The sequence below is a fragment of the Bradyrhizobium nanningense genome, assembly GCF_004114535.1.
In the GTDB taxonomy this organism is placed as follows: Bacteria; Pseudomonadota; Alphaproteobacteria; order Rhizobiales; family Xanthobacteraceae; genus Bradyrhizobium; species Bradyrhizobium nanningense.
On record NZ_LBJC01000016.1, the window covers coordinates 1 to 21,922 of the forward strand.

21 protein-coding genes and 2 pseudogenes are annotated in these 21,922 nt (G+C 58.9%); 12 read left to right on the forward strand and 11 right to left on the reverse strand.

Going from position 1 to position 21,922, the window contains the following annotated elements; all coding sequences use genetic code 11:
- Positions 1-584: 584 nt before the first annotated feature.
- Positions 585-1,160, reverse strand: a complete 576-nt coding sequence (locus XH84_RS10460; RefSeq protein WP_245471674.1) for a BRCT domain-containing protein — start codon at positions 1,158-1,160, stop codon at positions 585-587.
- A 527-nt stretch (positions 1,161-1,687) separates the two neighbouring features.
- Between XH84_RS10460 and XH84_RS10465 the strand changes: the two genes are divergently transcribed.
- The 8 genes and pseudogenes from XH84_RS10465 (at position 1,688) to XH84_RS10500 (ending at position 7,084) form a co-directional block, all read left to right on the forward strand.
- The gene (locus XH84_RS10465) at positions 1,688-2,032 is read left to right on the forward strand and encodes a hypothetical protein (protein ID WP_128948191.1); all 345 of its coding nucleotides are present in this window, start codon (positions 1,688-1,690) and stop codon (positions 2,030-2,032) included.
- A gap of 154 nt (positions 2,033-2,186) precedes the next feature.
- The gene (locus XH84_RS10470) at positions 2,187-2,453 is read left to right on the forward strand and encodes a hypothetical protein (RefSeq protein WP_128948192.1); all 267 of its coding nucleotides are present in this window, start codon (positions 2,187-2,189) and stop codon (positions 2,451-2,453) included.
- The gene (locus XH84_RS10475) at positions 2,437-2,628 is read left to right on the forward strand and encodes a hypothetical protein (RefSeq protein ID WP_128948193.1); all 192 of its coding nucleotides are present in this window, start codon (positions 2,437-2,439) and stop codon (positions 2,626-2,628) included. Before XH84_RS10470 ends, XH84_RS10475 begins: the two co-directional genes overlap by 17 nt.
- A gap of 180 nt (positions 2,629-2,808) precedes the next feature.
- Positions 2,809-3,777 carry a head maturation protease, ClpP-related gene (locus XH84_RS10480; protein WP_128948194.1) on the forward strand — a complete coding sequence of 323 codons (969 nt, stop codon included), beginning with the start codon at positions 2,809-2,811 and terminating at the stop codon, positions 3,775-3,777.
- A gap of 20 nt (positions 3,778-3,797) precedes the next feature.
- Complete coding sequence (locus XH84_RS41835; RefSeq protein ID WP_430641887.1) at positions 3,798-5,171, forward strand: phage tail tape measure protein; 1,374 nt, start codon at positions 3,798-3,800, stop codon at positions 5,169-5,171.
- Between the two features lie 3 nt (positions 5,172-5,174).
- Positions 5,175-5,477, forward strand: a complete 303-nt coding sequence (locus tag XH84_RS10490) for a hypothetical protein (RefSeq protein ID WP_128948195.1) — start codon at positions 5,175-5,177, stop codon at positions 5,475-5,477.
- Entirely contained in the window at positions 5,474-6,283 is an 810-nt protein-coding gene (locus XH84_RS10495; RefSeq protein WP_128948196.1) for a hypothetical protein, read from the forward strand. The genes XH84_RS10490 and XH84_RS10495 overlap by 4 nt, the downstream gene beginning before the upstream one ends.
- 32 nt (positions 6,284-6,315) lie before the next feature.
- Positions 6,316-7,084, forward strand: a pseudogene (locus tag XH84_RS10500) (integrase core domain-containing protein).
- Between the two features lie 437 nt (positions 7,085-7,521).
- Here XH84_RS10500 and XH84_RS10505 read toward each other — a convergent pair.
- The 5 genes from XH84_RS10505 to XH84_RS10520 all read right to left on the reverse strand — a co-directional run bounded on the left by XH84_RS10505 (position 7,522) and on the right by XH84_RS10520 (position 10,230).
- Positions 7,522-8,121, reverse strand: a complete 600-nt coding sequence (locus tag XH84_RS10505) for a hypothetical protein (RefSeq protein ID WP_128948197.1) — start codon at positions 8,119-8,121, stop codon at positions 7,522-7,524.
- Between the two features lie 355 nt (positions 8,122-8,476).
- Positions 8,477-8,653, reverse strand: a complete 177-nt coding sequence (locus XH84_RS39615; protein WP_164937348.1) for a hypothetical protein — start codon at positions 8,651-8,653, stop codon at positions 8,477-8,479.
- A 47-nt stretch (positions 8,654-8,700) separates the two neighbouring features.
- A complete protein-coding gene (locus XH84_RS10510) occupies positions 8,701-9,261 on the reverse strand; it encodes a hypothetical protein (RefSeq protein ID WP_128948198.1) in 561 nt (186 codons plus the stop codon).
- A 40-nt stretch (positions 9,262-9,301) separates the two neighbouring features.
- Positions 9,302-10,021 carry a hypothetical protein gene (locus XH84_RS10515; RefSeq protein WP_128948199.1) on the reverse strand — a complete coding sequence of 240 codons (720 nt, stop codon included), beginning with the start codon at positions 10,019-10,021 and terminating at the stop codon, positions 9,302-9,304.
- A gap of 14 nt (positions 10,022-10,035) precedes the next feature.
- On the reverse strand, positions 10,036-10,230 hold the full coding sequence (locus XH84_RS10520; RefSeq protein ID WP_128948200.1) for a hypothetical protein: 195 nt from the start codon (positions 10,228-10,230) through the stop codon (positions 10,036-10,038).
- Between the two features lie 156 nt (positions 10,231-10,386).
- Here XH84_RS10520 and XH84_RS40655 point away from each other — a divergent pair, with 156 nt between their 5' ends.
- Positions 10,387-10,929: a hypothetical protein gene (locus tag XH84_RS40655; protein ID WP_245471675.1), complete on the forward strand. Its 543-nt coding sequence runs from the start codon at positions 10,387-10,389 to the stop codon at positions 10,927-10,929.
- A 108-nt stretch (positions 10,930-11,037) separates the two neighbouring features.
- Here XH84_RS40655 and XH84_RS41840 read toward each other — a convergent pair.
- From XH84_RS41840 to XH84_RS10540, 4 genes and pseudogenes are all read right to left on the reverse strand, one after another.
- Positions 11,038-11,340: pseudogene (locus tag XH84_RS41840) on the reverse strand (DUF2513 domain-containing protein); the annotation flags it as partial.
- A 16-nt stretch (positions 11,341-11,356) separates the two neighbouring features.
- On the reverse strand, positions 11,357-11,815 hold the full coding sequence (locus XH84_RS10530) for a hypothetical protein (protein WP_128948202.1): 459 nt from the start codon (positions 11,813-11,815) through the stop codon (positions 11,357-11,359).
- 67 nt (positions 11,816-11,882) lie between these two features.
- Complete coding sequence (locus tag XH84_RS10535) at positions 11,883-12,119, reverse strand: DUF2188 domain-containing protein (protein WP_128948203.1); 237 nt, start codon at positions 12,117-12,119, stop codon at positions 11,883-11,885.
- A gap of 77 nt (positions 12,120-12,196) precedes the next feature.
- Positions 12,197-12,544, reverse strand: a complete 348-nt coding sequence (locus tag XH84_RS10540) for a hypothetical protein (RefSeq protein ID WP_128948204.1) — start codon at positions 12,542-12,544, stop codon at positions 12,197-12,199.
- Between the two features lie 502 nt (positions 12,545-13,046).
- Here XH84_RS10540 and XH84_RS39620 point away from each other — a divergent pair.
- A complete protein-coding gene (locus XH84_RS39620) occupies positions 13,047-13,208 on the forward strand; it encodes a hypothetical protein (RefSeq protein WP_164937349.1) in 162 nt (53 codons plus the stop codon).
- A 526-nt stretch (positions 13,209-13,734) separates the two neighbouring features.
- Here the strand turns inward: XH84_RS39620 and XH84_RS10550 are convergent.
- A complete protein-coding gene (locus tag XH84_RS10550; RefSeq protein ID WP_128948289.1) occupies positions 13,735-14,799 on the reverse strand; it encodes an IS110 family RNA-guided transposase in 1,065 nt (354 codons plus the stop codon).
- A 93-nt stretch (positions 14,800-14,892) separates the two neighbouring features.
- Here XH84_RS10550 and XH84_RS10555 point away from each other — a divergent pair, with 93 nt between their 5' ends.
- Positions 14,893-15,234 (forward strand): hypothetical protein, encoded by a 342-nt coding sequence (locus tag XH84_RS10555; RefSeq protein WP_128948206.1) that lies wholly within the window; start codon positions 14,893-14,895, stop codon positions 15,232-15,234.
- A 231-nt stretch (positions 15,235-15,465) separates the two neighbouring features.
- Positions 15,466-21,921 carry a non-ribosomal peptide synthetase gene (locus XH84_RS10560; RefSeq protein WP_245471676.1) on the forward strand — a complete coding sequence of 2,152 codons (6,456 nt, stop codon included), beginning with the start codon at positions 15,466-15,468 and terminating at the stop codon, positions 21,919-21,921.
- The last annotated feature ends 1 nt before the right edge of the window (position 21,922 follow it).

Sequence of the window (21,922 nt, forward strand, 5' to 3'; positions counted from 1 at the left end):
GGCGAGATCAAATCGGAAAGGTGGGCGACATCGTCTCGGAATCCACGGGCGACTTCATATCGGTACGCCTGGGCGACTTCGTCGGAATCCGCACGCGAACTCCGGGCTGCGCGGTACGTCCGGATGTCGATGCATCGGCAGCAATATTAGATCGCGGCCGCCGCCAGCAGATCCTCGCCGGCCTTCTTCAGCGTTATGATCGTCCTTCCCTCACGACACGGAAGCGGGGTCCCGCCAGTTCGTCAGGGACGACGCGAACCGGGGTGAACTCAGTAACGATCCGCCGAGCGCGTTTGCAGTTGGGGCAAACGAAAAGGTGCGCGACTATCGCTTCTTCGTCGTCTCGCGACAACTCCGAGCGAAGCCAATTCATGCCGATGTGGCAACGGCCGCCCTCGACCAGATCGAGAAGCACGTCAATCCGGACCTGGTCGGCCGGTGCTTATTCTGTGCCTTGGCCGAGACGTAGTTTCGCACGTCATAGTTTTGATGATCCGAGCTCGAGCCAGCCGCGCTCGACGCCAAGATCTGCTCAAATAAGGAATCGCGCTGTTGCTTTTCCCGCTCCGTCATGATGCACGTCCTTAGTTTCCGCTGCGAACGCAAGAGCTCGTTGGAAGGTACCGCTTCCAGTGCGGCTCGGAAACAATGCTGATCGGAAACCCTTTGTCTCGCCAGTCGCAGGCCTTCATGATCTTGTTCCCAAACGACGAGTGTTTCCACGAATCGGTAGCGTAGATGCCGATCACAAGAACGTTTGTTTTCTGTGTCAGGCTACCGACTTCGGCGCCGAGGCGTTCGACCACGCTCTCACATTCCTTGCGGCAGCCGAAATTGAATGTGCCTGTGAAGCAGTATCGTTGGCCGGAGAATGTCAGTGGCGGCTCGGGATCGTTCAGCGGCAGCGATGTTGATTTGAGAACTTCACCCAAGCCATCAATCTCTCGGTTTGAAAACTGATTGAGCGTATCGAGTAGCTCCGTCTTCTCGTCGTCGTCGAGCACGCCGTCACTCAGCATCTCGCCGATCCGCTTGTAAAGCACTCGCACGACGGGCTGGTCGCTGATGTGAAGATTGGCGCCGAGCCACTTCTGCAAGAATTCGACTTCAGCTTGGTTGACCTGGTTGTCTGCCACCAAGCCGCGGGCGATCCCAATCAATTCATCGATCTGCCTGCTGCCGATCCTGTCGCCACCACACGATTATAGAATTCGTCTGCGCCGGCAATCATCTAAAATACTCCCAAACCGATAAATGACGGCATCAAATCGCAACCGGAGGGCGAGCGCAAGGGGTAACGATTGACCTCAATCGGTCACGTAAGCTTCACCTTCCCCAATGATCCTACCCGCCCATTGAGCGCGAGCTCGCAGAGCGCTTTCGTTCATTGACGGCATGTGAGCCTCCAGTTGGTTGAAGAGGACGCTGGCTGAAGCCCCAATCACGCGCGCTTCAGCCAGGCCTGAGGGCCACGCCTATCCGCGCCATAAAGACGGATCCTGCTGGGATTGGCTCGCCGATCGGTCTGGAGACGCTATCACGCTGAAGCGGATTCCCCAAGAGCGGGGATGGTGCGAACGCCTACTCGATCGGGTGTGTTCAATTCCCCAGACTCCTATGCGCGATCGAAGCGCTCGCTGCGGCCTTGGGCGGTCGCAAGCGCTGCGCTCGCACGGAGGACCAAGTCATGACCGAGCCCACACGTCAAGCCGCTGCTGCTCAGAACCGCTCCGGCAAGCTCACCGTCTTAGGCAAGCTCAAGACCGCCGTCGACCTCATGCTGTACGAGGGCTCACGTACGGCCGATGCTGCCATGGCCGCCGGAACGACCGACTACGGGCTCAGAGAGCCTATCTGCTTCGCCGAGGCTAGGTCTTGGATCGCAAACACTCTCGGCGATGGTCGGGGGATAGGGGGCGAAAAGTCCAAAACCGATACGGGGGCGCCTACCGCCATGGGTCTCATTCGGAGATTTTTTTTGCTCGCGCCGGAAATTTCAGCCGAAATCGTCAAAACGACCGAAAAACTCTAGGCGCCAACAACAGACAAAGCGGAGTCAGAACAGCGGCTTAGGGCGGTGACGTCGGAATTATTGCCGAAAAATCTGAATTCCAAAAATTGCATGGAGAATCGCGAAAGAGCCTGCGCCACAAGCACTTTTCGCATTCTGAAAGGAACAGAAAATCATGACGGACAGCGAACATCCGCGCCGGCGCCCGCCGCGCATAGTGATTGAGCGGCCGCCGAACCGGCCGCAGCCCCCGGAAACCTCCGAGGATAAAGCCGCTGAGCGGCAACACCGATTCGCGATCGTGTTGGCAGCGTTGCGCCAAAGCCTCTCGGAATCCGTCGGCCTGATCGATGCGGGCCAGATCGCGACCGCCCGATCAAAACTCGACGAGCTCGTCCGAGGCATCGACGCAGTTGAGGTGATGGATGACGATCCGGAGTGATGCGGCCAACGCCGCCGTTAGTCAGTTGCTCGATTTGGTCGCGACGCTGCAGGAGCGAATGACCAGGGCTATCGGACTCCTCGATGCCGGCAGGACCGCTGATGCCCGCGCTTTGCTTGATGCGCAAGTTATGGCGCTCGACGGACTCGACACCACGCCGATCGCTCAACGTTAGGAACCCTCTTGCCGACGGGTATCGCAAATCGAGTAAGAGTGATTCGTCGCTGCCGCCCTGCGCAATGCCGGCCGGTGATGACGAGATCCTTGTCGCTGGCTGCGCGATGCCGCCGGCACAAGCTGAAAACCTGCCTCTCACGAGGCCCGTGATCGCTTGCCGACAAGGACGACGCGCGAAATGCGCAACAGCATCAAACTCCCGACCGACAAACGGCCATCCGCTCAACGGCGCCTCTTTGCGCGTACCTTCGGAGCTGGATTCGATGTGCGCGCGGCTGACAGAGCCACCGAAATCACTGTTTTCGGCGAGATCGGCTGGGATGTCACCGCAGCAGCATTTCATGAGCGCCTCACGTCGTTGAAAGGCGACCTCGTTGTAAAAATCAATTCGCCCGGAGGCAACGTCTTCGACGGGATCCAAATGCACAACAGCCTGGTCGAGTATCCCGGCAAAGTGACCGTCAAAATCATGGCGCTCGCGGCGAGCGCGGCATCGATCGTCGCGATGGCAGGCCACGAGATACAAATGACCGCCAACAGCTTCTTTATGCTGCATAGAAGCTGGGGCATCACCGTCGGAAACGTCGACGCCCACACTGATACGGCGGGGTTATTGTCCAAGATCGACGGCGCGCTCGCCACAACATATGCCGCTCGCACCGGTCAAGATCTCGAGCAGGTCAACGCCTGGATGGCCAATGAGACGTGGTTCACGCCGATTGAAGCTATCGATGCGGGCCTCGCGGATGAGCAAATCGCGGATCCGGACGAACCGACGGCGGCTTTCGATCTCAGCATTTTTGCCAAAACCCCCGACATCCTGAAGCAATCGCAGCGACAGGGACTCCAAGCCACGAAGACCGAGCTCGAGCAGTCGTTGCGATCGATGGGCATGTCCAGAAGTCAGGCGAAGGGACTCCTCCACAGCGGCTTTGCTGGCTTCTCCAACGACCCTTCCTCCGAGTCGACGCACGCGCCCTCAGCGGCGGCACGGTTCGGAAGTGTTGCCGAGGAGGCTATGGTCGCGAAGGTGCCCGCGCCTTCGATGAGGCCTGGAACAAGGGTTGGAAGGACTTCAAGATCGAGTTCACGTCCGTTTTTCTTTCGCTCTACGGCTTCTTCGATGGTCTCAACGATGGAGCGATGAGTTGGGCGCGGCGTGCCGCAATGGCCGCCGGTGTCGATGTGAAGGGCAATCTGCTTCGCTCCGGACCAGCAGCCGGCAACGTTCTCACGAATGCCCAAGCCGGTTCGTTTTACGACGCCGTCGGCCTCAAATCGCCGTCTGCCGGAAATGGCGTCGACCCGGCGGTGCTGAAGCAGCAGATCGGCCTCGAGCAGCAGCGCATCGGGATTCTTGGCGGCATGGCCTCGATTTCCGATGTTATCCGTCAAAAAGAGCTCGAGATCGCTACGGCTCGGCTCAACCACATCAACATTACCGATCGGGAGGCGGATGCGCTGAAGGCTTTGGCGCGGGAGAACGCGCTCGGCATCACTGCGATGAAGCAGCAGGCCGATACGACACGGATCCAAGCCGAGACGCTCGGGATGTCCGCCGGCGCCGCGGCGGAGTACACGGCCGTTCAAACTAGGCTGGCGGGGGCGCTGCGCAATAAGCAGGGACTGACCGCGCAGGACATTGCGGCGATCAAAGCCCAAGCTGCTGCGCTTGGCCAGGTTACCCTGGCAGCTGCGATCGCGGCGGTGAACGACAACGTCGGATTTGGCCAGCAGACTGCGCTGCTGAGCCCGGATGATGTCCAGATCGCGCAGCAACTGCGGGGCATTTATCCGGATGTCGCGACGGCACTTGGTAGCGTTGAGGCAGGGGCTGCGCACCAATGCAGCCCTCAGCGGGCTCTCCTCGACGGTCTCCGGCCAGCTGGTGACCGGGATGACCGATATCGTCGATGGCACGAAGTCGATAGGGCAGGGCTTCCAGGATATGTCGAAGCTCGTCATTCGCGCGATCGAAGAGATGATCGTGAAGATCGCCATCATCCAGCCGATGATGCAGGCCCTCCATACTGGGGCAACAGCTTGGGTCTGAGCTCCGGAGTAGCGAGCATTTTCGGCGGCGGTGGCGGGCTCCCAGGAACTGCGGGCAGCGCATTTTATGGCCCGGTGGCTCCGAGCGCGTTGGGCAACATCTTCGCCGGCGGCAACATCATCCCGTTCGCGCGCGGTGGCGTTGTTTCGATCCCAACGCTATTCCCAATGGCCAATGGCGGCACCGGCTTGATGGGCGAGGCTGGACCCGAAGCGGTGATGCCGCTTCGCCGCGGCGCAGACGGTCGCCTCGGCGTCTCCGCCGGCGGGGCCGCCAACGATAACCGATCGTCCGGGGGCGTCGTCGTCAACGTCATCAATCAGACCGGCGTTCAAGCCGAAGCATCGACGTCTCGCAACGCCAATGGCGATGTCACGGTCACGCTCAAGAAGATGATGGACGATTCCGTCGGACAGTCCCTTTCTTCTGGTGCCGGTTCGCGTGTGCTGAAAAACCAATATGGCGTTCGCCAGTTTATGGGGTCTTGAGAGATGGGGGATCGCGTCGCGACAATCGCCGACTTCCGCGAGCAAGGCGCCCTCGATGCCAGGAAGTGCGCCGGTATCTTTTCTGAGCTCTGCATTGAGGCCTCGCCGGCCAGGCGTATGGATCCGGAAGATTGGCTCGACGTGCATTATAGCGAGATCGTCCCAAAGCGCCTCGACACGTTGCACCGACTCGGCGCGACCGCTGAAGAGCTAGTCGTGTACGTCAGCTTCCTCAACACCGCTCTCAAGACCGAGCTAAAGCGCTTTCACAACATTGTCGGTCCGATCGAAGGATTCCGCCCATGAGCCGGGTTGCCCGCGCAAGCCATCGCGAGCGCCGAGCCTCGGCCGGCCGCCATCCGGTGCTTCACCTCGTCATGCCCGGTCTCGAGGTCGCGCGAGAGGCACCGCGCCCGCGAGAAACCGTGACGGCGTTTCTGCGCCGGACGGGCTGGGCCCGGCGCGACCGCGTTTATGGCTGGCAGTTCCGGAAGGGCCTCCCGACCATCCTCGAGATCAATGGCGAACCGGTGTTGCGGAAGAACTGGTCGCGCCGGCGCATCGTGGCAAACGACAACGTTCATTTCGTCTCGTATCCATTGGGTGGCGCCGGCGGCAACACCACCAAACAGGTGATCGGCCTTGTCGCGCTGATTGCGGTCGCGGCCTTCGCGGCACCGTTGGGTGGGGTCATCGCGGGAGCGATGGGGCTGCCAGGGGCGGCCGGGCTCATCGGCGCAGGTCTGGCTCTCGGTGGCTCCCTATGCGTCAACAATGTTCGGCCAATCACCATCGTGTCGAGGGAGTTACGAATGTCAGCAGCAAACCTGATCGTCGCCTCGGACGGTGTCCACCTCGTCTCCGATGCGCTGGTTTGGGATACGTCGGATCAGACCATCACGGCGATCTGCCCCAAGGTGGTCCTGCTGCCGCAATTCAGATGCGCAGCGACGATCCGGGCTGAGCAGCTAATGGTGTTCCAGTCAGTGTCGCTCGCGCTATCGACGATGCCGGCGACGGGCTTCGACGACTTCAAGCACACCGTTGGAGGCATACTGCACGAGCTCGATGGCCGTCTGGTGACCTTGCCCCACGGGCTTAATCCAGTTTGAAGTTCGCTCTGGCCCACGACAAGGACCAGAGCATGAAGCGCAGCCGCTTTTCGGACGAGCAGATCATCGGGATATTGAAGGAGCATGAGGCCGGCGTGTCGGTCGCCGATCTATGCCGCAAGCACGGCGTCAGCGACGCCAGCATCTACAAATGGAAGGCCAAGTTCGGTGGGCTGGAGGTGTCGGAGGCCAAGCGGCTGAAGACGCTGGAGGACGAGAATACGCGGCTGAAGCGGCTTTTGGCTGACGCCATGCTGGACAATGCGGCCTTGAAGGACCTCCTGGGAAAGAAGTGGTGACGCCCGCGGCCAAGCGGAAGGCTGTCGCACATCTCGTGGCTGCCCACGGGATGAGCGAGCCGCGGGCCTGGATCGGCTGATCATCGAGCGCGGCAAGCCCAAAATGGTGGTCAGCGACAACGGCACCGAATTGACCAGCAACGCCATCCTGACATGGGCCGATCAGAGCCGCGTCGCCTGGCATTACATCGCGCCCGGCAAGCCGACGCAGAATGCCTTCATCGAAAGCTTCAATGGCCGTCTCCGAGACGAATTGCTGAACGAGACGCTGTTCACGTCGCTGGGCCAGGCCCGAGTCGAACTCGGACATTGGCGGGCCGACTACAACGATACGCGACCTCACTCGCAACTCGGATGGAAAACACCATCGGAGTTCGCCTTCACCTGCAACCCGCGACGTGATCTGGCGCTGCGCTATGCCGATGGCTCCGCGCCAGCTCCCGTCGCTACCACCGCCCGCCCGGGTCAATCCAACAGCCGGAGCGAACTCAGGACTGGATAAAACTTGGGGGCAAGGTCACTGGCACAGTTTGGCCAGAGTAGCCCATTCGAAGTGTCCGTTGCAGGTGTGTCCGAGACACAAGGCCCCAGCGGATTCCGTATCACCACGCTAACTCAATCCGAAAGCAACCACCTCGCGCCCTGGCAGGTCGTTGACATGCCGCGCGGCTTTAATCCATGCCCCTGCGCCAGCGACGCCGACGAGCAAGAGATCCGATCGGCATTGGCTGCGGCGCCGGCGCCCCTCGAAGGGCACGCCATCGCAGCTCTGGCAGCCCAGCGCCGGATCGCGGCTCGAGATCACGCGGCCAGCCGGACTCCTTGCTGGGTTGGCGGCTTCGCCCAACTCACGACGGTCACGCGCAACGCGATCTCGACGCGTGTCATTCACTGTTGGCCCGATGACACAATCGGTCGAAAAATGTACATCAATCGGGTCTAATCGGACAGCCCCGCGCACTTGCGAATATCCCAAATGCTGCGGTCCGCAATCTTGTATAGGCGGTTAACATCGTCCCACGCGAACGAGACCCTCCGTTTCAGATTCCCCGCAGCACCAACTGGAACATGGGCACGTCGCCACAAATCCGCGTCATCTCGGTAGCCGTCTTCGTCGCGATTTGGCGCCGGATATCGATTTGCCCACATGAGGTAAACGCGCGCGATCACGAGACGGCCCGAGTCTTCCGGCGGCAGTTGCGGAAGCCCGGCGATTACCCATAGGTGCGGGACATTGTGGTTAGCCGGCACCTTAGTGACCTGCCCAAGGTCGTGGCCGACCTCAAGCCGCTGAGCGATAACTGCTTTGATGACGAGCTCCAACGCAATCGAGGGCTCCCGGTTGAACGCCTCGGTCAGAGCTATTGACGGCGTGCCGCCGTAGCCGATCGAGGCCGCTCTAGCTGTTACGCCTTCGTCAGTCGGCATCGTCGATAGCAGGTAAGCGGAAAATCTCGCGTTGTCAGCTCGAGCTAAAAAATGAAATGGAGCTCGGCGTCGACGTTCGAATATGGAAATCGGCTTGTAATCGTCGGTCATCTGACTGGACTTCCTTTTTGCGAGGGGTACCGAACGGTTCAGCCGACCGCAATCGCGGAACGTGTGATCGCGGTGCTGCCGTAGCGGCAGCACCGTTCGGCTCCCTCTAAGGTCTACAAGCGCTAGGATCCAACCGCAGAGTCAACCGAAACGACACCGTCTCGCAACGCAGCCTCAACCACACGCGCGAAGCTGGCGCTCTTTTCGATCGCCTCTTCCTGTCGGAACTGGGTGTCCTCTCTCCACTCGACGCCGGGACGCGGGGAGGGAAGGTTTTCTAAGGCGGACACATAGAAGACCCGGTTGGACTTTCGGCCGTAGCCGAGATCTTCCCAAAATTTGCGTATGACGCCGCTCATAGGGGATGGTCTTCCTTAAGGGCGGCGACCGCAGCATCAAAGGAAGGAAATGGCACAACGCGACCGGAGATTCCTCCGCTCGAGTATTTGACGTGTGCGGTCCACTTACCTCCATCCAACTTAAAGATGATTTGATCGCCATCGCTGAGCTTAGTCTTCTGCTTCTCGGTCACAATCATTCTCCCAACTTGTCGGCTATCGTCGTGATGGCCGTACCGCCTTAGTTTCCCGGCTTAATCTCTCTGGTTACGCTTATGGTCTTTATCGTTTCATTTTCGTCGGCGAGCCGGATTCGCACGCTGAACGTGAGATCAACGCCGTTGGCAGGCCAGTCAGCCTTCCCATCAGTTACACCAGACACGGTTGCCTTCATTGTACCCTTACCCTTCGGTGGGATGACTCCCATCGAGTTGAGGCTGAGGAACACGTTGAGCATGTCCACGCTCTGCTGCGAACTCGACAAGTAGAGCTCGCCTTCCTCGAGCAGGTGGAGGGCTGTGATGTCCTGCGGCACGATGTTGGTGTCGCCACGATTGAAAATGTAGATCATTAGGTTCGCGCTCTTCGCAATACCGTTCGGCTTTAGCTGCACGTCGACCATCGGTGACTTTTCAAGCAGTTCGCGCTGGTCTTTCGCCGCAGTCAGCTCGTAGTTGCGCATTGTAAAGAACGCGCTTGCGCCAGAGGCTACCAGCGCGATGGTCGACACCACGGCGGCGTAATGCGCCGTCGAAAACTTGCTCTTCGCTGACGGATCGCTTGCTTGATCGGGTGTCTCCATCGTATTGGCCTCTCTAGAGTCTGTCGTCGCCGTGCTACCGTCAGTCCACCAACTCGTCTGCGGCTTTTACCTCTTTTATTTCACCCAAGGGTAAGAACGCGACGCGGTTGCCAGTGAACACAAGAAAGCCGCTAGATGAGGCCCGGAGGATCTTTCCCGTCATTGGTACGGTGCGATCCTTCAGCGTGAAGGCGTAAGACGTCGTCACGATGTAGAGCTCGTGTTCGGCTACGGCCCTTCCGACCCAATATATCGTCAGCGCGACTACTACGAACGAAAAGAATCCATTTCCTATGCCGATGCGCCTTGTTCTGGTCCAGCGCACGTAATGCGCAGCAACTAACATAGCGCTCATGACGACCCATGCGACTGCAGCCAGTCGATCGCCAAGAAAGTGCACGGGCTTGGTCGATGGATAAAAGTGAAAGAGCCCCCACGCGAGGGTAACCATCATGACAACGAACACGCCGACGATCCAGGCAATCTTCTTGCGGCCCGCTGGTTCGCCAATATTCTTAAGTAGGCTTTCGAAATAGTCGCCCCACCAATAAACTCCGAGAGAGCCGGCCATGATGGCGATGATAAAGCTCAGCGAATATACGAGGTTCGTAAGATCCATCACTCCCAGAAAATGCAATCCAACTTTGGAGAAATAGCCAATGTTGAAGACGGATAGCACGAGCACAGCTAACGTAGTGATGGCAGGCAGGTAGCCCATCAGTCTTGCGAGAGTTGGCTCAACTGGTTCCTTGCTATCCATTGATCGGTCAATCTTCATTCGCGACGCGCAATCACCATTGAACTGCCCAGCATGCCACCGAAGATCAAAAGAGCATTCAGCGCTGTTCTCGACATGCCATTTTCGGGCGCCAATATTGCGAGCGTCGTCACGCAGAGCAGCCAGATGCAGGCAATGGCCGAAATGCCGGAGGCTTGTAGATTTACTATGATGTTCTTGAACGGGTTCACAGAGGCGGCCTCGATCTAGACAACGTGCACGCGCGATTCGCGAGACCCGAAGCATGACACCCTCGGCGCGTGCAGGGGAGCAAAGGCTCGCTTATCCCGGCTATTCACAGGGCTGGGCATTCCGAACGAATCACGTTTGTCGGGTAACATGGCCTGATGCCGACGATTGCCCATAACCTGATTGATGGTCTTAAGGAACGAGACGCGTCCTTCTTTTCCGCGCTCCAGGGCGAGGACGACCTCGGAATTGTGATCCGTGCACACATCCACATAGAGCACGAGCTGCAGCAATTCGTCTTGTGGGCTGCTCCGAAAGCGAAGCACGTTAAGTTCTCGGAGATGGATTTCGCCGGCACTCTCCGGCTCGCGTTGACCCTGGGACTGCACGACGAATTCGCGACTGCGCTCCGGGCGATCGGCGGGTTGCGAAACCGTCTCGCCCACAGACTTGATATGCGTTTAGGCGATCAAGAGGTCAGCGACCTCTACAAGGCGCTCGGACCGCAAGCGAAGCATATAGTTCAGGCAACTTACGCAAAGGTCCGGAGTGATAGCCCGACTGTCGCTCCTCCTAAAAATCCGAAAGACCTGGAGCCTAGGGATCTTGCGACGCTGTGCTTTATCGCCGTGCGAGGAGGCGTGATTGTCGAGCGCCTCCGAGTTGAGGGAAAACTGCACGCAAAAGAGATTGACACGTGAGAGGCCCGGGTCATATCTCGACCTCTGTGTATTTCTTGATCTGCGTTTTTTGATGAAGCCCTTCGCGAGATCCTTAATCAGATCGAACGTCCAACCCCCAGCTTGCTGCGCTCCAAGCTTGGTCTTTCGCCAAATCTCGTCATCGCGAACCCAGTCCAGAAAATCATGTCCCGCCCAGGTAAGTCTCCGGAATGTAATTCGACCGCCATTCGTCCCATACGGAGGCGGGCATTCGATGAGACCATGCTCGCCCATCAACGATAGATGATAGTCGATCGCCTCGGCTGTTGCTCCGTCGATTGCGACTTCGGGGCTTGCCCCTCCGATCATGACGACTCTGGCCACATGCCCCTTCGGCAGCGCTTCAAGCTTTAGAAGCAGCGAGCGGATTAGCTCCATATCGCGTTTCATTTTTCACTTCTCCGGATCAACTCGCTGATTTCGTAAATCCGCCGATGATTCCGCCTATCAACCCGCCAAGTGTTACCAGCTGAGGCGCGGAGGCATTCTTGTCCTTCTTTTCCATGATGACTTCGGCCGCGGAAGCTCCGTTCAGGGCGTCGATCTTCTTTCCCAACAAATTCATGCCGTGGCCGGTGATCGCGACACCGAGAAACATGTCGCCACCCCGCCCATCGTCGGAGATCTTGCCGAAGCGGATGATGCCCTCATCCTTCAGCCAAATCATGATGTCGGTGAAAAACCCCTCGAAATCGGCGGGATCTGGATAGCCGGCTTCGCGGATGTCGCTCCGAAACTGATCGACGCTGAGATCCGATCGGGTGATTCCAGTCTCTAACAACTCGCGCAATATCGCAGCCGCAATCGCGGTTTGCGCCTCGAGGTTGTTGGGCCAGAAGCGCGGCCCTTCCTCTGATCGTCCCATTTGTCTTTCCCTTTAATGGTCGGCGCCGGCGTTGGCTCCGTAGAGCAACGCCGGCGATGCTCATCTTTCAACCTTTTATGTTTCGCGGATCCGCGCCGTAGGTACGCTCTTCGCGGATCTGGCCGTTGCTCTTGTGGAGCACAGCCTGACCGAGACCGCCGTTGTCTTGAGCGCGGTGGCCGGCTTTGATCGCAGCCGACTCCGAAGCCGCCTGCGTCCGGTGATTGGAAACCACCTTGCCGCTTTGCTCGACGGCCCAGCCATTGCCTTTGGGGACGGAGTGAAAGACTTGTCGTTTTGACATCGTAGGCACCTTTTGCTGCTGATGAAGAAGATCGAGCCGCCGGCGAAGAGAGCCGGCGGCTGTTGGTCCATCGTGGCTCAGGCCACCTTGGTGGTGATGTGGTCGCTATTGGTCGCCAGCGCCGTTGTCGACGCGTCGGTGAAGAGGTGCTGGCTGTGTGTCACCAGCGATTCCACCAAGCGACCGTGGAAGACGCCGTAGATCGCCTTTGTGGTGATCGTTTTGGTGCTCCCGAGGATGTTGAACCTCAAGCCGCCGAGATCGATCGACGGCCTCATCCACGCAACATTTCGCCACTGATCAGGCGTGTGCGTGAAATCGCCGTCCTTGTCGTAAGACCATGTAACCACATGGCCTTTATCGATCTTGTCCTTGAAGTCGTTCAGCAACGCCTTCGGCGAGTTGGTCTTGAAGAGTACTGCCATTGTTCTGGTCCGTTCAGCTGCATGGCAGCATGGACGCAGAGACCACTTGACAGTTGGGCACTATCTAAACAGATACTGGCCATGTAATCACATATTCCCTGCCACCAAGGTTGGGATCTAGGCCCGGGCGGTGTTGCAACCATCGCCCGGGCCGCTCTATGTCAGGACACGTGCATCCTTTGGTGATGCGCGCATCCGGACCCCGAGAATTGGGAACATTCGTTCCATCTTTCAAGGTTCTGTGAACCGAATCTTTGCCGTGGAAGCGTTCGACGCGACCGTTGACTCGTGTTGCCCGCTCTGCCAGCGGCCGCGCCGATTCGGTTGGCCGGCGTGAGTACTGCCTCGCCTAATTCCTCCGATATCCGCTTCCGCGTCGACCCCGGCGACGTCCCGCCTGAGAAAGCCGCCCGCCGACTTCACCTCACGCTCGCCCGGTTCAACGAGATCCTGCCGAGGCTCCAGGGCCCGCGGCTTTCCAAAGCCAGATCCCGACAACGGTATGTTCGACCTGGACGAGATCGACCGTTGGCGGGCGCGGCGGCATGCGCCGAATATGACCCCGTCGGCGCAGCTCGAGCCCGAGCTCAGCATGGGCGAGCGCTTCGCGACCGCGATGCGTAAAAGGCACAAGGCCGGTGAGAACCGCCGCCGCAACGACTAACCCAGCCATAGCGGCTGTTGTACGATTCGCGCGCTTGTTCGGATGACGAGCGGCCCGCCGTGGTGTTGGAAGCACCGCGGACGGGCCTGACCATGTATGGTCCGGCCGTGCGTTGCAAGTGGTTTTGCCGAGCTGGCGGTAAGCGGTCTTGCATCAATGTATCCGGCCTTTGATTGGAGCATTTGCTCCGGGCCACCATGGATATCAGCGCGCGTGCGTTCTCGTTAGCGGACAGGCCTCGATTGGGCCATTTGGGTCACCAGTGTTCGCATGCGCCGGGAAGACCGAACCTCCATCTCGTCTCATCCTCTCGCAGACCTCGGCTGGAATGTGGGGCTACGTCATCGTTTGCTCCTCATATCGCTCAGTTCCTTTGTTCGAGCCAAGGGCCGTTCCTTCGTCCCGGCCCGCAGAACGTCGATCGCGTCGTGCGCAGGGGCGGTCAAGGCCAGCCGTCGCGCTTGGCTTGCGGCTGGCTCCGGCGTTGCCAGGCTGCGCCTTGACCGCGCCGAGCCCGGCGCGAGGGTCAAGCGGGTCGGACGCCTGCATCGTCGGTCCTCGTCAGCTCGAAGGTGCGTCCTTTGGCCAGCACCGCCCAGGCGATGCGGGCAAGCTTGTTGGCGAGCGCGATCGCGAGCACGTTGTGGTGCAACCGCCTTTTGGCGGCTTCGATCCAGGACTTGAGCCCGTAACGTTCCCAGTTCTTTATCCTGACCAGCACAACCCACGCCGCCTGCACGAACAGAACGCGCAGGTAGCGATTGCCGCGCCTCGAGATTTTGCCGAGGATCGTGCGGTCTCCCGTCGAGATCTGCTTGGGCACCAGTCCGAGCCAAGCGCCGAAGTCGCGGCCTTTGGAGAATACGTCTCCAGTGCCGATCGCGGCCACCATGGCGCTCGAAATGATCGGCCCGATGCCAGGCACCGTCATCAGGCGCGAGCATGCCTGATCTTGACGGGCCAGTGCTTCGATCTCGCCGGATAGGCCATCGATGCGCTGATCCAGCCGGCGCCAGTCGCCTGCCAACTCCTCGATGACACGCAACATGCGTGGCGACACGGCATCGGTGCGGGTCGCAAGGATGGTGGGCAGTTCGGTGCGCAAGAAGCCGATACCCTGGCGCACGGCGATCCCGCGTTCCAGCATGAAGGCGCGAATCTGGTTGATGATGCCGGTGCGTTGCGACACCAGCCGCTCGCGCACCCGGTGCAGCGCCTGCAGATCCAGTTGCTCCGCGGTCTTGGTCGCGACGAACTTCATCGTCGGGCGCTGCACGGCTTCGGCAATCGCTTCGGCATCATTGAAGTCGTTCTTCTGCCCCTTGCTATAGGGGCGGACATATTTGGCCGGCATCAACCTGGCATCGTGACCAAGCGATGCGAGTTTGCGGCTCAGGTGATGTGCCCCGACGCAGGCTTCCATGCCGATCAGGCAAGGCGGTATATTTGCGAGCCGCTCTTCCACTTGGCCACGCGACCACTTTTGCCTCAGCAGGATGGCGCCGCGCGCATCGTGGCCCACGACGTGGAACGAGTTCTTGCCGATATCGATGCCGATCACGGCGATCGCGGTATTGGGTGTCTGTGACATGGCGTGCTCCTTGTCTTTGGCGCCCCTTGCCAGCTTCGCTTGCTGGCGGGGCAGGAGCACGGCCGGACCATCCCATTAGCAAGGACATGACCCATGCCTCAGGCTATTTCTGAGAATAGCACACGTTTGCCCGGCGCCGATGCCCGCCCGGAGCCCTCCCGCAACCACTACGGAAACCTCGAGGAGCAGATCTGCGACCTGGTCCGAGCGGCGGACATCGCCGCAACCCTTGTCGAGATCGCGCTAAAGCAAGCCCATCCGGAGAGCCTTCCGGCGGGCGTAGAGGAGCGGCTGATCTTCGCGGCCTACGAGGTCGAGAAGCGCGCCAAGGCGCTCAGGGACTTCGCCTACGATCCCAAGACTGGTGTCTTAGGCTACGGCGCGCGCGCCGTGGCGGAAGGCGTCAGAGAGGGCGGGGCCGATCTGGTGGCGTGAGCGAGCTCGGCTTCGACCTCGCTACAAGAGTCGGTAGGTGCGAAAGCGAACTCGGGGTCCTACCGTCCGCCCGCGTTCCTCTGCCGATCCTCGAGGAAACAGAAGTAAATGAAAGAACGAGAAGCCAAGATACGGACGAACAGTTATGACCGGCGGAATCAGGGTGGCTACGCAATGCACACCTCGATCAGGAGCGTTGGCGCTCTGATTTGAACGCCGCAGAAGCGACAAATGGCGGGGCGCGTGCCTACGGAAAATCAATCAGGCAAAAATCAGTCTGTGGAACGTGAACCGCTCAACGCGATCACGGCGATCGATCGACTTGCAGGATCGGATCCGGAGAGGGTTGCGCTGAGGTACGGCGCAGACGAACTCACATATGAGGCGCTACGATTAAGATCGGATGCCCTTGCAAGGACCTTACGAGAGCAGAGCGCTCAAGGGGCGGTTGTCGGCTATTGGGGGGAGCGGGACCTCGACTGGGCGACGGCGGTCGTCGCAATATTGAAAGCTGGATCAACGTACCTGCCGCTCGATCCATCGTTACCGGCTTCTCGTACATCATTCATGATCGAGCAGAGCCGCTGCGCTCTGGTGATTGGCCGAGACCAGCCGGCTTCGCTGAGCCTATTGCAGGCGAGCAGCAAAGGCGCCACGCAATTCATAGCGATAGCGGCGGCGCTGCGCCAGGGCCAGACTTTGTCTGTGGTGCCATCGCCGAGCGAGGGTGGACTCGCCTACATTCTGTTTACGTCTGGTTCGACGGGCCAGCCTAAGGGCGCAATGATTGAGCGCGGCGCCCTAAACAATCATTTGGCGGCAAAGATCGACGATCTAAGTCTCACTCGGACGGATTGCGTCGCTCAAACGGCGTCGCATTGCTTTGATATCTCGCTGTGGCAGCTTCTGGCTGGGCTTTGCGTCGGAGCCTCTAGCGCGATCATTGATGATGCAACATTGAGATCGCCATTGTGCCTCCTCCAAGCAATTCAAGGAAGCGGCGCTTCGGTTATCCAATTCGTTCCGTCGATGCTCGCAGTGTTTGTTGAGTATCTGCAGTCACTTGCTCCGGCGGAGCGAGCTCTGGATGGTTTGCGGATTATTTCTACGGTCGGAGAACCGCTAACACCCGGATTGGCACGTGAGTGGCTTGGCTTATATCCCCGCGTCCCCATCCTCAATCACTACGGGCCGACCGAGTGCGCGGACGGCGTTACGCATCATCTGGTTTCCGTGCCGCCTGCGCTGGCTGAGCTTTATGTACCGATCGGCAGACCGATTCATAACGTTAAGGTTTACGTCGCCGACGGACTGCGGCTGTGCAACGTGGGGGAGGTCGGCGAAATCTGTGTGAGTGGCGTTGGTGTCGCTGCCGGTTACGCCAATGACGATGTCCGCACCAAGGATGCCTTTCGGCCAAACCCGTTCTCAAACGATCCGTCGTTCCGGCGCCTATACCGGACAGGTGATCTTGGGCGCCTTCGTTCCGACGGCCTTTTGGAATGTCTCGGTCGACGGGATCGTCAGGTCAAAATTCGCGGGCACAGAATCGAGCTGGGAGAAATCGAAGCTCGTTTGTCCGCTCATCCCTCGGTGCATGGCGCTGCCGCAGTCGCCTCCGTCTGCGCAGGCGTAAAGCTCACGGCGCGAAATATAGCCCGAGGCGAGGCGGAAGCCGGAACGCGGCGAATTATTGCGTATGTGTCAGCTCCAGCTGAACTGGCGGAAAGCGAGCTCCAGAACTTCCTTGCCGAGACGCTTCCCAGCTACATGCTGCCAGAAAGAATCATCCACGTTGACGGTATTCCACTGACCAGGAACGGAAAGGTCGATTTTGGAGCATTGCCCGACCCGACCTGTGTTCGTCCTCCATTGCCAACGCCATTCGAGGAGCCGCAAACAGACCTCGAAGCCCGACTGCGTAAAATCTGGTCCGCCATTTTGCGCATTGAGAAGATTGGTGTGAATGACCAGTTCATAAGCCTCGGCGGAGACTCGCTGCGGGCAATGCTCATATTGGGACAGTTGCAGACTCTGCTCGGAGTGAAAGCGGATTTCAGGATGGTCCTGAATGGGACGATTCGGTCTCTTGCCGCTTCGATCGCGGCTCCAGCCGAGTCCAAGCCCTGCACAGCCCTGACGTACGGAAGTCTCAGCCGATCGCCTCTGACGCGAGTTCAGGAGCACCTATGGTTTCTCTCCCAGCTCGATCCATCTGCCAGGAACTACATCATTCAAGGCGGCCTGCGAATTAGGGGAAGCATCGATCTAGCTCGGTGGAATCGCGCCTGGACCGATGTCGTTCATTCCCACCAGGCACTTTCGGCCCGCTTTATCGACGAAGACGGTCCGGCTCAATGTTTTGATGCTCCGCCATGTACCAGTCTTGAATTGACTGATGCATCTCACCTCACGTCGCAGGAAGCTGAGGAGCTCATCGAACAGCTTCGGCGAACGGAGCTGAACGACAATTTTGATCTCCGGCAAGGCCACTTGTTTCGCGCGCGCATGGTCCGGCTTGGTCCCGACAACCATCTAATATTGATCACCGCTCATGAAATCATCGTCGATGCCTGGTCCATCTCTGTGCTGCTCAGAGATCTTCAGCAAAGATACCTAGATTCCGTGGCGTTTTGCCCAGAGAACCGTGCGTCACTCTCGAGCTACGCGGTGTGGGAAGCACAACACGTTCCGCCAGAGGCGCTGGAGAGCCAACGTCACTATTGGCGCCGTCAGATTGGTGATGATCCACCGGTGCTTTCGCTTGGGAGGGCTCGCCCGCAAACCAATTCATATCGCGGCGGCTCGCATCCAGTACTGCTTGGCGGCGATCTATCCAGTCGGGTAAGAGAATTCGCGCGCCAAAATAGCTGCACCACGTCGACAACACTGCTGGCGTGCTTCCAGCTGCTGCTACGAATGTATAGCGGTCAGGACGATATTGTCGTCGGCATGCCACACGCTGTACGGGATCAACCTGGCAGCGCCGACATCATCGGCTTTTTCCTGAATATGCTGCCGATCCGTGCCGTGATCGATGCCGGTCAATCCTTTGCTGCTCATGCCAGCCGCATCCAGGACCTGGTCAGCGATGCCATCGCAAATTCCGCCTATCCATTCGGATGGATGGTCAGGGATACAAGGTTATGTCGCGAACTGGGTCGATCACCGATCTTCCAGGTCATGTTCAACATGTACTCCGAGGCCGCCGAACCCGTTGGCCGGGACGAGCTGGCTCTGACATTCCGCGAGTACGACACAGGCTATATCAAATTCGACCTGACATTGTACGCGCAAGATCACGGCGATGAAATTGCGCTCCAGCTGGCGTATGCGGAAGACATATTTTCGAGTGATCTAGTTGTTCGCATGGCCAACAATCTGCGCCGTCTGATTGCCGCCTGCGTTGACAAACCGCTTGCGCCTATTGAGGAGCTGAGCTGCCTCAGCGCGTCAGACGTCACTCTACTGAACTCGCTGGAGGGGTCCAGGCAGCCATATGAGTCTGAATGTCTGCTTGTTGAAGCCTTCGAGCAGATCAGTGTCTCCAATCACAGCAAGGTAGCATATTTTGGCGAGTTCGGGGAGGTCACATTCGGCCAGCTGCGTGAGCGCGTAGCAGCTATCAGGTCCTTCCTGCGGGATTTGGACGTGGGCGCTGGCGATATGGTCGCCATGCTGGTCGACCGGTCGCCTGACGTTGCCGCTGTTATGCTGGCGGCGCGAGCTTTGCATTCTATGGTCGTGCCGATACCGCCGGATTATCCGCCTGATCGGATCCAACATATCCTGCGAGATAGTCAGGCAAAGGTGTTGGTTCACGCAAATACCACGGAGACTGGCTTTGACATACCTTCGATTTGTCTATTGACGTTAGACAAGTGCAGGGCGCTGACGGATAATTTCGAATCCAGCGACTCTCCCTCAGATCACCAAATTGCGAGCCTTATATACACGTCGTCCTCAACAGGGCGGGCGAAGGGCGTTCTTATTCCGGAATCGGCCATTCTCAATCGGCTGAACTGGATGTGGCGACGTTTTCCCTTCGATAGTACCGACGTGATGGTTGTCCAGAAGTCCGCTTCCCTTGTTGCGTCCGCTTGGGAGTATTTTGGTGGGCTTCTGAGAGGTGTGCCAACGCTGATCCTCACCCAAGGGCAGGTGCTAGATCCGGATCTCTTGTTGTGCAGTTTGGCAAAACATCGTGTGACACGCTTTTTTGCCTCTCCGCCACTCCTGTCCGGTATGATCGGGTCCCAGGAACGGCAACCGCAAAGGACCGCCTTGAGATTGGTCACAAGCAGCGCCGAACCGATGCCTTCCTCGCTGCCCGCTCGCTGGCGCGGGTCTTTTCCAGGCGTGCCCTTGTGGAACTTCTATGGTGCGACGGAATGTGCGTCCAATGCAGCCGTGCACGAAACATCGGATGCCGATGACAACTCGGCGCTTGTGCCGGTGGGGCGGCCAATCGACAACGTCAAACTCTACGTGCTCGATTCACGATTGAAGAGAGTGCCTGTTGGAGCCCCCGGCGAACTGTGCATCGCGGGCCGCTGTCTCAGCGCTGGGTATTGGCGGGATCAAGATCGGACTGACCGCTGCTTCGTGCCGAATCCGTATGATGGCGGACAATACGACGTGCTTTATCGAAGTGGGGACATCGCACGCATCTCAACCAGCGGCCTTCTCGAGATTTGCGGCCGATCGGACAACCAGATCAAGGTAAGGGGCTTTCGCATCGAGCCGGAGGAGGTCGAAGTTGCCCTTGAGTCTCATCCGGCAATCGCAAAGGCCGCGGTCTTCGCAGAAGGCATCGATGAGGATCGCCGCTTGACGGCGAGCGTGGTGCCCGCTCGGGAGAATCTAAGCACTGGAGAGATTCTCGCCCACCTGCGCAACAGATTGCCATCTCCCATGGTTCCCACAGCCTTCAGGTTGGTTGACAGTGTTCCCCTGACGACAAGCGGAAAGATAGACCGTGCTCGCCTTTCCTCCGTTCCTTACCGCGAGATAGAAACTAATCCATCCGCTGAGCCCCGCACCAGGAACGAGCGAGTTCTTGCTCGGATCTGGGAGGATCTATTAGGCGCCAAGGGGGTGGGAATCGACAGCAGCTTCTTTGATATCGGCGGCGATTCTCTTCTGAGCGTGCGTTGCGTCACGCTGGCGCGCAAAGCCGGGCTGAATCTCACCGTCAACCAGCTTTATCGAACACCGACCATCAGGGAGTTGGCGGCCGGGGAAGCGGAGGCGGCACCTCACAACGTGGCTCCCGCGGACGGCTTACTGCCTGTGCCCCCCGTAATATCGTTTTGGAATTCTCTTGTCGGCTTTGACGAGCATTTTAACATCGGCGATCTGTTCTTCTTGCGCGGCGGCATCCTGAACATCAAGATCCTGGACCGCGCTCTCGCCCATGTCATCGAGAGGCACGAAGGCCTCAGGCTCCGCGTTGCCCGAACCAAAGATGGATTACGGCTGGGGATTGGGCCTTGTCCGGCCGAGCGTATCGTGGAGGAGATCGATCTCGCCCGGATGACCGGCCCAGACCAGCGCAGGACCATCGAGAGCGTCTCGGCAAGACGTCAACACATGTTTCGGTTTGACGGCCACATGCCTCTTGTTCGCGTCACGGCCTTCCGTACTTCGGAAAGCGGCGATTACTATCTGCTGGTGCTGATGCATCATTTCGTAGTGGATGGGATGGGCTATCGGCTATTTCTGGAAGCATTGGAGGGCGCATACCAAGCTCTTGCTGCAGGTCACGATGTGAATGGTCCCGAGACCGTACAAAGGCTCTCTCCCTGGTTGAAGCGCCTCGAGCACTACGCGAACAGCGAAGCACCAGACGAACTCAAGCACTGGGAGGACATCGACTACGACCAATTTAACTTGCGTGTGAGCGACGCGTCATCGCGCGGCACGAGTGTTGCAGAAGGAAGCGCGAGAGAGCTTCACGATGCAAGTGTCGGAGGTCGTCGGGAGGCTGCGAACGGCCGTTCGCTAGATCAGGCCAAGTACCATCTTGAGATCGACGGGGAAGCAACAGCGGGTCTGCTCAGTATTGGAGCCAGATCAGCGCATTGTCAGGACTTTGATGTGTTTCTTGCTGCCCTGTCCGGTGCGTTTGGCGCCCTGTTCGGCAACTATTCGCTCTGGATCGATAGCCTGACCTCGACACGAGGTCGGTTGTTTGACGATTTCGATTCATCTCAGATCATTGGCCTGATCAGCGAGCTCGTTCCGCTTTCATTGAATATCACAGGAAGAGAGTCGCGTTCCGACCGTGCTCGTTTAATATACCGGCAGCGCAATGCGCTGCCGCGTGGGGGAATAGGCTTTCGGGCGCTGAAATTCCTAAACCGAGATCCAGCCGTGCGGTGTCGGCTCGATCGCCTGCCACTGCCCAGAATTGGGGTGAATTATCGCGCTCGTTTGCAGCGCCATTTCCCACGCCGTTTTCTAGACGCAGACCCTTATCCACTTTGGATCGGCGAACACATGCATCAAGCGGCGGCGATCCACGTCTTCTGGTTCGATGTCGGATACCAATCGGGCGATCTACAGATTGACGCCACGTATGATCCGAGCATGGTCGATTATGAGGTGACCCGCCATCTTTGCACGGTCTTGCAACAGGAGCTGTTGCAGACGATCAATGAATTCGTAGCGCTGAGGACGTTGTGAA